This window comes from Candidatus Gromoviella agglomerans (assembly GCF_021065005.1).
GTDB lineage: Bacteria > Pseudomonadota > Alphaproteobacteria > CAJXXZ01.
On record NZ_CP069247.1, the window covers coordinates 318,849 to 331,997 of the forward strand.

At 32.3% G+C, this 13,149-nt stretch carries 10 protein-coding genes and 1 other RNA gene; 6 read left to right on the forward strand and 5 right to left on the reverse strand.

Going from position 1 to position 13,149, the window contains the following annotated elements; all coding sequences use genetic code 11:
* Positions 1–2: 2 nt before the first annotated feature.
* Positions 3–227: a 50S ribosomal protein L31 gene (gene rpmE / locus Gromo_RS01315; protein ID WP_231158679.1), complete on the reverse strand. Its 225-nt coding sequence runs from the start codon at positions 225–227 to the stop codon at positions 3–5.
* 59 nt (positions 228–286) lie between these two features.
* Here rpmE and tsaE point away from each other — a divergent pair, with 59 nt between their 5' ends.
* On the forward strand, positions 287–790 hold the full coding sequence (tsaE, locus tag Gromo_RS01320) for a tRNA (adenosine(37)-N6)-threonylcarbamoyltransferase complex ATPase subunit type 1 TsaE (RefSeq protein WP_231158680.1): 504 nt from the start codon (positions 287–289) through the stop codon (positions 788–790).
* Positions 791–798: 8 nt separating this feature from the next.
* On the forward strand, positions 799–2,769 hold the full coding sequence (gene priA / locus Gromo_RS01325; protein ID WP_231158681.1) for a replication restart helicase PriA: 1,971 nt from the start codon (positions 799–801) through the stop codon (positions 2,767–2,769).
* A 186-nt stretch (positions 2,770–2,955) separates the two neighbouring features.
* On the opposite strand, the gene Gromo_RS01330 is transcribed toward priA, so the two are convergent.
* On the reverse strand, positions 2,956–3,546 hold the full coding sequence (locus tag Gromo_RS01330) for a peroxiredoxin (RefSeq protein WP_231158682.1): 591 nt from the start codon (positions 3,544–3,546) through the stop codon (positions 2,956–2,958).
* Between the two features lie 222 nt (positions 3,547–3,768).
* On the opposite strand from Gromo_RS01330, the gene Gromo_RS01335 reads away from it, so the two are divergent.
* Positions 3,769–5,664: a ribonucleoside-diphosphate reductase subunit alpha gene (locus tag Gromo_RS01335; protein WP_231158683.1), complete on the forward strand. Its 1,896-nt coding sequence runs from the start codon at positions 3,769–3,771 to the stop codon at positions 5,662–5,664.
* A gap of 173 nt (positions 5,665–5,837) precedes the next feature.
* Entirely contained in the window at positions 5,838–6,698 is an 861-nt protein-coding gene (locus Gromo_RS01340; protein WP_231158684.1) for a 5'-3' exonuclease, read from the forward strand.
* Between the two features lie 348 nt (positions 6,699–7,046).
* Here Gromo_RS01340 and Gromo_RS01345 read toward each other — a convergent pair whose 3' ends face one another.
* Entirely contained in the window at positions 7,047–9,617 is a 2,571-nt protein-coding gene (locus Gromo_RS01345; RefSeq protein WP_231158685.1) for a valine--tRNA ligase, read from the reverse strand.
* A 422-nt stretch (positions 9,618–10,039) separates the two neighbouring features.
* Positions 10,040–10,342: a transfer-messenger RNA gene (ssrA, locus tag Gromo_RS01350) on the reverse strand.
* A gap of 320 nt (positions 10,343–10,662) precedes the next feature.
* On the opposite strand from ssrA, the gene rplU reads away from it, so the two are divergent.
* Positions 10,663–10,980 carry a 50S ribosomal protein L21 gene (gene rplU, locus Gromo_RS01355; protein ID WP_231158686.1) on the forward strand — a complete coding sequence of 106 codons (318 nt, stop codon included), beginning with the start codon at positions 10,663–10,665 and terminating at the stop codon, positions 10,978–10,980.
* 454 nt (positions 10,981–11,434) lie between these two features.
* On the opposite strand, the gene rpmA is transcribed toward rplU, so the two are convergent.
* Complete coding sequence (rpmA, locus tag Gromo_RS01360; RefSeq protein WP_231158687.1) at positions 11,435–11,701, reverse strand: 50S ribosomal protein L27; 267 nt, start codon at positions 11,699–11,701, stop codon at positions 11,435–11,437.
* 251 nt (positions 11,702–11,952) lie between these two features.
* Here rpmA and Gromo_RS01365 point away from each other — a divergent pair, with 251 nt between their 5' ends.
* Positions 11,953–13,119, forward strand: a complete 1,167-nt coding sequence (locus tag Gromo_RS01365) for an MFS transporter (RefSeq protein WP_231158688.1) — start codon at positions 11,953–11,955, stop codon at positions 13,117–13,119.
* The last annotated feature ends 30 nt before the right edge of the window (positions 13,120–13,149 follow it).

Below are 13,149 nucleotides of genomic sequence, written 5' to 3' on the forward strand. Positions count from 1 at the left end.
GATCAACCCAAGTCTAAACCAGCAAATTTTTGCTTATATGCAGCCATTCTACCAAATTGGGTCTCAACAAACCTACCCTTACCTGTCCAAGCTGGATGATCAAAAGGGTTAATATCCAAAGATATCTCCGCACCATTCTTGGAAAGAGTAGATTTTGTATGAATTTTATTTCCATTAGGCAATACTAAATATACGTCGTGTGACTCCGGATGAATACCTTTTTTCATTTGAATTGCATCAATAAATATGTAACATTATATACTTAAATATTTCAATAATCAAACCAGTGTTTCTAAACAGTGATTTCATACAACAGACAAGTGAAATGTTGACTTTTTATGGAGATGAAGGCAAGAATAGATTACTAGATTCTGTTATTCATTTAATTCTTAATGAAACTATAACCGTCGGATCAATTATAAAATTATCTGGAGATTTGGGCTCAGGCAAAACTACATTCGCTAGAAATTTAATAAAATTCATCACAAATACAAAAATCGTACCAAGTCCAACATTTTCTATCGCTCAAGTATACGACGTAGAAAAAAAATTTAATATAAAAGCATCAACCATTTGGCATTTTGACTTTTACAGAGCAACAACAGACATGTCTGATGCAATAAATGAAGGAATATCAATTGTAGAGTGGATAGAAAATGCAAATTTCTCTGCAAATCCACACTCAGTGAGTATATATTTTCTTCAATATATAAAAGATGATACTATAATTTACAAAGCTCAAACAAAAGACCAAAATATAATTGATTATGTAATTAGTACATTAGCTTAATTCACAAAATGCAGGAATTTTTCGTAAATATCATAGTTTTGAGTTCAAATAAATACTTAAGCAAACTTTACACATACAAATTTAATGAACATATTCCTCAAGGGACATTAGTTGTAGTACAATTCGGTCGAAAATATACACTGGGCATTGTATTAGGTCACGAGAGAAACAATTTCATTCGAGATATAAAGTTCGTACAGGAAGTTTTACCCATCAACCTCTCATTTATGTTGAATTTCCTACAAGAAGCTGCAGCAAACATAATATGCGAAGTAAATCAAATAGCAAGAATGGTAGTGCCATTTAAATATAATCAAATCAAAAATGCATTAAAACAATACTCCAACACAATCGAGTCAGATAATTCATGGTTTGATATTCCAATTGCCTTGTCAGATGAACAAAAAACAGCTGTGAACAAGATGATGAACTCATCATCAAAAGTATTTTTACTACACGGAATAACCGGATCTGGCAAAACAGAAGTATATTTTGAAATAGCAAGAGAAATATTAAAAATCGGGAAACAAATTCTTATTCTTGTTCCAGAAATCGCATTAATCAACCAGACTCTTAAGAGATTTAAATCTCATTTTAAAATATTGCCAACAATATGGCATTCATCTCAAAAAAAATCAAAAGACTGGCTTGCAGCATATTTTGGACACGCAAAAGTCATTATAGGAGTAAGATCTGCTGTGTTTTTACCACTTCCAAATGTTGAATTAATCATTATTGATGAGGAACACGATGCATCTTATAAACAAGATTCTCAAATCATTTATCATGCTAGAGATATTGCAATATTAAGAAGCAAATATTCACAAAATAAGTTAATTTTGGGATCTGCTACGCCATGCATCGAAAGTTTAATTCGATCACAATCAAAAATATCAGAGAATTTATATGAATCGTATGAATACATATCATTAAAAACGAAATTTCATTCAACATCTTGCAACATAAGTATTGTAGATATGTCAAAAGAAAAAAGAGGGCTATACTTATCATCAATATTACGCAAAGCAATAAAAGAAAACATACAAAACAATAAACAAGCCCTATTATTTTTAAATAAAAGAGGATACTCTCCAATAATTTTATGCACATCTTGCAAAACAAAAATCATGTGCGCAAAATGCAAGTCATGGATGGTGTTTTTCTTGTACGATAGGAAATTAAAATGTACTTATTGCGAATACAACATTGATATGCCAAAATCATGTTCAGTGTGCAATAAAGAGAGTCTGATTCCATGTGGACCAGGAATAGAAAGATTAAAAGAGGAAGTATTCTCATTTTTACCAGATGCTCGTGTCGAAATTTTGAGTAGTGATACACAAGAACAACAAACAATCTTACAAAAAATGCATAATCAAGAAATCGATATAATAATCGGGACTCAAATATTATCAAAAGGTCATGATTTCAAGAATTTAGCACTAGTCGCAATGATCGACGCAGATGCAGGCATATATGGAGCAGATATGCGATCAATGGAAAAAACATATCAATTATTGACTCAAGTATGCGGAAGAACTGGGCGTCATATTCACGGAGAAATATATGTGCAAACATTCTTTCCAGAAGACAAAAGAATTCAATACATTTTATATGAACCGCAAAAATTCTTAGCAAACGAAATAGAAGCAAGACAGGATGCTAAACTGCCTCCATTTTCATCATTCATTGCAATAATTTTAAAAAACAAAAACAGTCAAAAAGTATACGAGCATGCTCTAATCATGAGCCAAGTATTGGAAGAAAAATTTGCAGAATTTGATCAAATCGAAATTCTAGGACCTGTAAAATCTCCATTGCATATAATAAATGAATATTACAGATGGAGATTCTTAATAATTCAAAAAACTGAAAATAAAAAGCAATATGTCTCACAAATAATTTACGATACAGTTATCAAAATACGACAAAAGGGAACATTTGTACAAATCGACGTAAACCCCCAATCGTTCTTGTAATTCTCGTTTGAAAAATTTCACAAAATTGCAGATTTTTGCATCTAACTGATCGCTAAACTTTTAAAAAATATAAATCATCTAAACAATAAATCAAATCACCAAAAACAAACATATCAAATAAGTTGCAATCACAGATTGACTAACCCACATTATAACTCAACTAAACTTCTATCAAGAAAAAAATACTCAAGCATTATTATCGGAAAAATATTTAACCACTCCCGCATGATTTGGCTTCATTCCAGCCTTATCCTTATTCCAAGTTGCAGGGCAAACTTCACCATACTTATCATTAAGATCGATCGCATCAATGAGCCTAATAATTTCACTTATATTTCTGCCTATTCCCAAATCATTTACATGCATATGACGAATAATTGAATTCTTATCTATTATAAACGTTCCCCTGAGAGCAATTTCCCCCTCAAATATCACTCCATAAGACCTAGATATACTTTTGCTTAAATCTGATACAAGAGGATACTGAATATTCCCAATTCCACCAGCTTCATGAGGAGTATTTTTCCAAGCAAGATGAGAATAAACTGAATCAACACTAACTCCGACAACCTTCACATCTCTTTTTTCAAATTCTGAAATATTTCTGTCAAATTCAACTATTTCTGTAGGACATACAAAAGTAAAATCAAGAGGATAAAAAAACAACACAACCTTGAATGTTTCAGCATACTCATTTAAGGAGAATGAATCATTTATCGAGTTATCTGGCATAACAGCTGAAGCTTTGAAGTAAGGAGCTATAGATTTTACGAACATACATAATTTACATTCCACAAGCTGTATGATACATTTTTTATCTTAAAAAGCATATAGATTAGTCAAAATTTCCTAAAACTCTTAATGAAAAATGAATAATCACATAATCAGTTTACAGAAAAATCATACAACTTAACACCAATCGATTTGGTCATTAAAAAATCATCTTGAAAATATCTTACAAAAAACTATATCATTCACGATACACTTTTACGCTGTTTAATGAGCTTTTCTAAGTTTGTTGTAAATAAAAGCAGAGACGATCTCCTAACAGATTTTGCAAAAAAAACAATGCGAGATAGGTATTTGCTCCCTGATGAGTCTTATCAAGACACATTTGCACGCATATCTATAGCCTACGCGGATGATGCTCAGCACGCAAGCAGAATGTATGAATACATATCCAAATTGTGGTTTTTACCAGCAACTCCAATAATCAGCAATGGCGGTACTTCTGATTACACCAGATGGAAATTAGAAAATAACTTATCATATAATGTCAACGCACTAAAAAAAGAACGTGGATTACCTATATCTTGCTTCTTAAACCAAGCTGATGACAATCTCAAGAGCATATCTAATCTTTGGCAAGAAAACATTTGGCTAGCATCAAAAGGTGGAGGAATTGGAAGTTATTATGGAGAGATTCGATCTGTTGGAGAAAAAATCTCCACAGGAGGAGTCGCATCCGGAATTATGCCATACATAAAAGTTGTCGATAGCATGACACTTGCAGTATCGCAAAGCTCTCTTCGAAGAGGTGCTACAGCTGTATACATACCAGTTGATCATCCAGAAATAGAGGAATTCATATCTCTGAGAAAACCAACTGGCGGAGACTACAACCGTAGAGCTTTAAACATTCACCACGGTGTTTGCATTACAGATTCTTTTATGAAAGCTGTCGAAAATAATGAGAAATGGCAGCTAATTAGCCCAAAAACTCATCAAGTAATTCGAGAAATATCTGCAAGAGATTTAATGATCAGAATAATATCAGCTCGCATAGAAACAGGAGAACCATACCTATTATTTACAGATACAGTTAATAGATCAATTCCAGAAATTCAGAAAATCCTTAAATTAAATGTGAAAACATCAAATTTATGTAGCGAAATCACTCTCCCTACAGGGATTGACCATCTAGGTAATGAAAGAACAGCAGTTTGTTGCCTCGGATCTGTCAATCTAACTTTTTTTGAAGATTGGGTAAATAAAGAGTTATTTATAGAAGATTGTATAAGATACTTGGACAACGTACTTGAAGACTTCATACACTCAGCAACTGACGATATATCAAAAGCACGATACTCTGCAATGAGAGAGAGATCAATTGGATTGGGGATAATGGGACTGCATGATTTTTTTCAATCAAAAATGCTTCCTTTTGATAGTGCTTTGGCAAGAGGCTGGAATAGTAAGATATTTAAGCATATCGGAGAGAAAAGTACTAAAGCATCTCAAAAACTCGCGAAAGAAAAAGGAGTTTGTCCAGACGCAAAAGACGCTATAGAGATTGCTAAAAAACAAGGCTTCAGTGAAGAATATATTCAATCCATTAGCATAAGATGTAGTAATGTAACTGCAATTGCTCCAACTGCATCCATATCGATAATCGCAAACACATCACCAGGAATAGATCCAATTGTGAGCAATGCTTATACTCATAAAACACTTAGCGGATCATTTATAGTAAAAAATAAAAATCTTGAAAATTTGTTGATAGACAAAGGTATAAACAATGAAGAAATATGGAATATGATCATTCGATCAGAAGGATCAGTACAAAATCTTAAACACCTCAGCGATCACGAAAAAAAAGTTTTCAGAACTGCATTTGAAATAAATCAGATAGCTCTTATAAATCAAGCTGCTGATAGACAGAAATACATATCTCAAGCACAATCTCTGAATATTTTCTTTTTAAGTAACGCAAATAAATTAGACTTGTTGATGACTCATATGCTCGCATGGAAATCTGGTATAAAAAGTCTTTATTATCTAAGATCCCAATCTATTCAAAGAGTAGAAAATGCAGATACAGCAGAAGCAATTCTGAGGTCTCATTCTCAAATAGATCTTCCACTTCAGTACGAAGAGTGCGAATCATGTCAGTAATATTGCAAAAATCCTAAAATGCGATGAAATTGTATTCTTTATCAAAAACATATAAGCAATTCATAATCAATAGCAGAAAATGATTTCTCAAAATTTCACCAATTATCTACTTCATCGAATTGACCTACATTCATTTCAATCGCAATAATATTAGATCTTCTAGCAATTTAATCATGAAAATTCATATCATAGATGGATACAGCATGGCATTTCGAGCATTTTACTCGTTTCCTTCAATCATAAACAAACATGCATTTGAGATCGGGGGTCTGATAGGATTCATATCAATGATAAGCAATTTTATTAAGAAAATTCAGCCTACTCATATGCTTATTGTTTTTGATAAAGGTAAAAGCTTCAGATCAGAAATATATAAAGATTACAAATCAACCAGAAAAACTGCTCCCACTAGTGTATACGCACAGCTACCATTCTTACGAAAAATATGCATAGATACAAACATTCCATTTGATGAAGTGCCAGGATTTGAAGCAGATGATGTAATAGCAAGCTACTGCAAGAGATTTAATGAAAATGGATATCAAGTATGCATAGTATCACCAGATAAAGACCTAATGCAATTGGTAAATGCCACAACATTCATACTAAATCCAACAAAGTGGGAAGAATTCAATGAAAAAGATGTTTTTAAAAAGTTTGGTGTAACTCCAAATCAAATAGTCGACATGCAAGCTCTCACAGGCGATGTGTCAGATAATATTCCTGGAGCTAAAGGAATAGGACCAAAAATTGCAGTAAAGTTAATCGAAGAATTTGGATCATTAGAAAATATCTTGAATAGCATTTATCTCATAAAAAACGATAGAATTCGACAAATAATATCAAATGATCAAGAAAATATACTCTTATCAAGGAAATTAGCTCAATTAATCACAGATGTAGAAGTAAAATTATCCCCTAAAGACATTGAGATACCATACATCGATGCAATATCAATGAATACATGCGGAATTATGCTGCACGACATAAAATGCGACGATAAATTACAAGATCATAAATCACATAATGTATGATAAACATAAAAAGTGAATATAAAAGAAATTTGGCAAAATTCTGGATATTATTATAGCTCAATGACTACAACCATGCATATAGGAAATCAGGTATGAATATCATGCCCACTCAACGGCAAGAACACTATGCAACAATAATGGCAAGAACACTATGCAACAATAATGGCAAGAACACTATGCAACAATAATGGCAAGAACACTATGCAACAATAACGGCAAGAACACTATGCAACAATAATGGCAAGAACACTATGCAACAATAACGGCAAGAATCATTCCAAAATCTTCAGTCAATTGAGCATATTCATTGTGTATGATGCTTTATCACTTCATAATAACATCAATTCATCACTCCATAACACAACAAGATTGAGATTTATGTATAGATTCCGCAACAAATTTTGTTCTAGCAAAAGACTCTTTTAATCCATTGAGCTGATTCGTCAAATCTTCAACTAATCCCTCACTAGCATTAGTGCAAAATTTCGCATTTTCTAATCTATCTTCTAATGACTCAATTTCCCTAGCTAATTTTGTTAATTTTTTCTGCAAATTCTCAATTCTATCAGGAGTAATGAGCTTATTATCATAATAAACTGTAGCTGACAAATAATTCAAAGAAATGACAGACAAAGAAACAAAATCATTTGATTTTTCAGCAAATTCGACCTTAGCCAAGCGTTTAAACGAATCTCCATAAACTGTGAGCATATTCCATAAATCTTGACTCATTTCAATATAAATCTTGCACCAACTTTCATTTAATCCTAGTATTCCTTTTATGGACCTTATATTCGAAATAATTTCCATCATAACATTCATTTTTATTACATCATTTTTACGCAATTCATTATATTTTTCACTACTTTGTCTGACATTTACTAGATCGATATTTTGTGAATTTTCACGCAAAGAACTACTTAATTCAAAAATTTTAACAAAAATTGAGCTGTCAACCTTGCGAATCCATTGCTCATTAACAAATTCAGGAGCAAAGATATACAGTAAACTCATAAAAAATTCCATCATAATACTCACTGTTTGCTTTATTTCGTCGTTTATTGGAATGTGTTTTATCATCTCTATATACCAATTACACACATCGTTCAAAAAGAAGTCTTTAATAATGCTAAAAGCAAAGTGGATTTGCAGTCTTTTCATATAAATATCAAAATTTTCTAAGCAATTCATAACTCTTTCTAGAATCCATGTATTAATCTCAAGTTCAAATTGACAAACAGAAACATCACTGCTCAATCCAACGTTAGAAAAGAATTTCAAAGCATTTTTTACTTTTGTTAGGAAATTTCTTGATAATTCAACATTCTTAACATCAAACTTAATATGTCTTCTAAACAAAGGAAGAGATACCAGAGAAAGTCGTAATGCGCTTGAAGAATAATTCTCTATTATTTCTACAGGATCGATTACATTACCTTTTGTTTTTGACATCTTATTCCCGTTAGCATCACATACAATAGGGCATATTAGTACTTTTTCAAAAGGAACACGACCTATAAATTTCTGAGTCATCATAACCATTCTTGCAACCCAAAAAAAGATTATATCAAAGCCAGTAACTAACACAGATGAGGGACAATAATTTTCTAGTAATGCATCATCATCAGGCCAGCCAAGAGATGAAAAAGCCCATAGAGCTGATGAAAACCAAGTATCCAATACATCCTCATCTCGTACAAACCCATCTGGAACTTCCGTCTCTAATTCTGCAACAACAATATTTCCATCTTTATCATACCAAGCAGGAATTTGATGTCCCCAAACAAGTTGTCTAGATATACACCAATGCTTTACATCTTGTAACCAATTTTTATAAGTAGACATCCAATGAGAAGGGAAAAATTCAATTTCATTTGCCGAAGAAATCGCCCTTTCAGCCATGTAGGATACATCAAAAAACCACTGAAGAGTCAATTTTGATTCAATCACAGCACCAGATCTATCGCCATGAGGAATAGAATGATTTATCAATTCTTCTCCAAGCAAAAGACTCTGCTCCTTTAACACTTCAATCACCTTTTTTCGAGCATCAGATCTATTAAGACCAACGAACTCACTTGGAACATTATTATTTAAATTTGCAGATTCATCAAATATATCAATCTCATTCAACTTATGCCTTATTCCAATCTCAAAATCGTTTACATCATGTGCTGGAGTTACTTTTAGTACTCCAGTTCCAAATAACATGTCAACATAATCATCAGCAATAACCATTACTGTGCGATTAACGATTGGAACAATAAATTTCTTTCCATGAAAACGCTTATACCTCTCATCAAGTGGATTAACTGCAATAGCAGAATCTCCAAATATAGTCTCTGGACGAGTTGTCGCTATATCAAGATAATCTAATCCGCATTCAGAAATATACTTAATGTGATACAATTTCCCTTTGCATTCCTTATTTATTACTTCTAAGTCGGAAATAGTCGTGCGAAGCTCTGGATCCCAATTCACCATTTTTTTCGCCTTGTAGATCAAACCTTCTTTATACAGTTGAACAAAGCATTTTGTGACAGCCTTGCTAGCAGACTCATCCAAAGTAAAACGCTTATTTGACCAATCTATATCCAAATTTAATAAATCAATCTGATGCATAATTTTCGCCATTGAATCATCTTTTCGTTGTGTAATAAAATTGAGGAATTCCTCTCTAGTCATATCATTCTTCGACTTTCCAACCTTTAATAGCTCTCTCTCAGCTAACATTTGAGTCGCAATTCCAGCATGATCAAAGCCAGCTTGCCATCTAACTATTTTTCCACAAAGTTTAGCATACCGAATCAACACATCCTGAATTGTATACGTCAGTGCATGTCCCATATGAAGAGATCCAGTAACATTTGGAGGAGGCATTATTATGCTAAAATACTTCGATTTGTCTCTATCTTTCATCACTGTTTCAAAATTATACCATCAATGATCTCATAGAAATCACTTATCGTGTATATTGAAAGGAATTTTTTTGAGTAATGAACAACCTATGTTATATTTGATCTTAGCCATGAAGAAAATTTTTAGCATAAGCATTTTTACTCAAATATCTAAATGGCTGAGATGTAGCTACTACTCCATAAATAAAATCTATAGCTTATGCAAACAATACATTAAGAACAATCTTCTGTAATACTAAATCATCATGTGTTTTTTAATATTTTAAGAATACTTTTTTAATTGAAGAAGTTGACTCATTCTATCAATATATTGTTTTACAACCAGCTTATTTAGAGATTGTAAATATACACATAACCTACCAACAGACTCGTAAGAGTACAATGCAAAAAGTCATTATAACAATTAATCCACCCCCCACAAAGGGGGCCATTTTCTGTTGCTCGGAATGGACTCCGCCGGTTATACACTTAACAGCTAAAAACTAAGCTGCCGCTGCATATGACTCATAATTGACATTATTATTGCCATTTAATTTTTTTTCTTCTGTAACGTAGAAATACGAATGAAAACATCCTCTTTATTGTGCATGTCGAGCCTATTTCATCCCCAAAATTGGAGATGTCGGGTACCGCCCCCGAGTCCATCACACCTATTTCAAGACGCATTTATCATTATAGCCTCAAAGGCTATTCACTATAGCCTTTAACTATTATATAGTCAATAAATTGGTTAAGATTTAAAAAACCTAAAAGATCTGAGCCTGCCAATTGCTCTTTTTATCTGCCTTCTAAACAGAATCAGCCGAGTTTTCCGATTCAGTTCGACATAATCATTTAAATTCTCAAAAGAATCATCTTGATAATTATTCATAGTTTCCATATATATACAATTACAATTAGAATTGTAAATATAAAAATATTAAATAAGTAATAAAATTTAAGTATCAAATACAATAATCATACTTTTTTATTTATGAGATTATCACGATTGATTGTGTGCTGTTTTTTTGATATATTGTATCGATTATTTTGTTAAGTTCTGAGAAATGTTTGCTATTTTAAGATCGGGCAATAAACAGTACAGAGTCTGCGCCAACCATACTTTTAAAGTTGAAAAAATCGACACAATAAAGGAAGAAGTTGTTTTCGACGACGTTTTGGCTATATTTGATGGAGATAAAATAACTATAGGTCAACCAACAATAAAAAATGCAAAAATAAAATGTCAAGTAATTGGAACTGCAAAAGAACAAAAAGTTATTATTTTCAAAAAGAAGAGAAGGCAAAATTATAGAAGAAAAAGAGGACATAGACAGATAATGACGACTCTAAAAGTTAAGGAGATTATTGTTAATGAGAGTTAGCCAAAATCTTCATTATAGTATAGGATTTTTTTCAGCAAAAATAATTAAAGTATCAGCTAAAAAATTGTAAAACTTTTAATGAAGGTGGTCAAAAAATCTCGAAATAATAACAACAAATACTGGAACTGATCAGTTTGATAATTATCCATTTCCAGAAATAATTTCTTGCCGATGTTAATTGCAAATTCTATGAATCATAAACTGAAAATTCCACATAGACTCCATTACACCTATTCAACACATAAAAATATGCTTAATAGGGAGCAATAAGGCTGATCATTACAAATAAAGAGAGCGCGCCATGAAAAAATTCAACCAAATTTCACAAACAGACATCTCTCCAAACGAACCTTTGATCATTCAAGAAACACGCCTGAGAAGAATGACAGAGAAAAACTCAGTTTTTACTAGACTTTTCCGCACTAAAATTCATATAAAAACTTACAAGTAATAATTAAATCAATGGAAGAACATCAACAAAAGAAACTACACCTCTCGGTACTCTCTTTGAAACAAAAGACACAACTCCGCTAACAAGAGAAAATATAGTATGATCTTTTCCAAGACCAACATTTTTTCCAGGTTTAAACTTTGTTCCACGCTGACGAATAATTATAGAACCAGACTGAACTGCCTCTCCACCAAATTTTTTAACTCCCAGTCGCCGACCGGCAGAGTCGCGACCATTTTTAGAACTACCACCAGATTTCTTTGTTGCCATATATCCCCCTTAAGCCAGCACGCGCTGCCATTACGCATGACACGTATCACGACTTCGTTAAAAACCCGTTTGATTTTAGTACAAACCAGTCCAATCATCAATATAAAAAAAATACAACTACAAAAAATTACTGACAAGCTTATGACCTTACTTAATCTTTATCACTTGCATTATCATAAAACTTACAGTACGATTCCATGTTGTTGGTATTATAAATTTCGTTCAGAACGAAAAGTTATTAAAAAGGACTTATGACAAAATTTGGCTTTATTTTAGCCCTCGCATTCTTAGAATTAATTTTGTATTTATCTGATGATATGTATTTGCCTGCATTAACAATAATTGCAGAAAATTTAGGCACTACAGTCGAAATGGCACAATATACTCTGTCCGCTTGGTACATAGGCTCAGGACTATTCCACATATTTGCAGCAGCAATATGTGAATACACAGGCAGAAAGAGGTTACTAATCAGTGGAGTAATTATATTCATAATTTCAAGCGCATTTTGCACAATAACCGAAAGCATCTACACAATGATTCTAATGCGATTTTTTCAAGGTTCATCAATTTGTTGCATAGATGTAGCTGGATACGGAACAATTCATGAAGAAAACGACGACAAAAACGCAGCAAAAATAATATCTTTTATCTCATCAATAAGTATATTTGCTCCAATCGTAGGACCGATGCTTGGTGTAATTTTAATAGAATTTAGCCATTGGAGAATGATTTTCTGTCTTCTGAGCTTATGTGGAATAGTAGGATATGTATTAATAAAGCATTTCATGAAAAATGATGGAAATGTGGCAAAATTTTCCGCTACGAAATTTGTAAAAGAGATAAAATCACCATTTTTGCTTTTGCACAACAGGAGATTTATATTATTATCTCTTACAAGAACAATGCTCTTAAGTAGCATCATTATATGGATAGTACAATCTCCCATAAATATCTTACAGTCTCACACAAAGTGGACATTAGCAATAATACAATCTACGGTTTTTATATCATTTTCTCTAGGAACTGTAGTAATTCGCAAATTAATCGATAAGTATAAATTTGAGACTCTCGTGCAATTCACCACATTAGTATTAGTAATACTAAATGGCATCACTTTACTTTTTTGTAAAGATTTGATCTTAACTGTTGGAGGAGTAAGCATATTATTCTTCTTTGCAGCAATGCCAGGAGCTCCTATATCAAGAATGGTAATAAACTCATCCGAAATGTCGGTCAACAAAAAAACATCAATGTTTCACACAATATCTAATGTAGGAATAGGGATTTGCGTTATGATAGTCTCTCTTATCAAGATAAACACCTTATTTCAAACAGTTTTTGCAATGCTAATATGTTCAATCTTGGCACAGATATTTTATTATTTTTCATGCAAGTTAGGAAAGGGACTCTGTTAAAAGGAAATTAACACACAGATATTGAATATT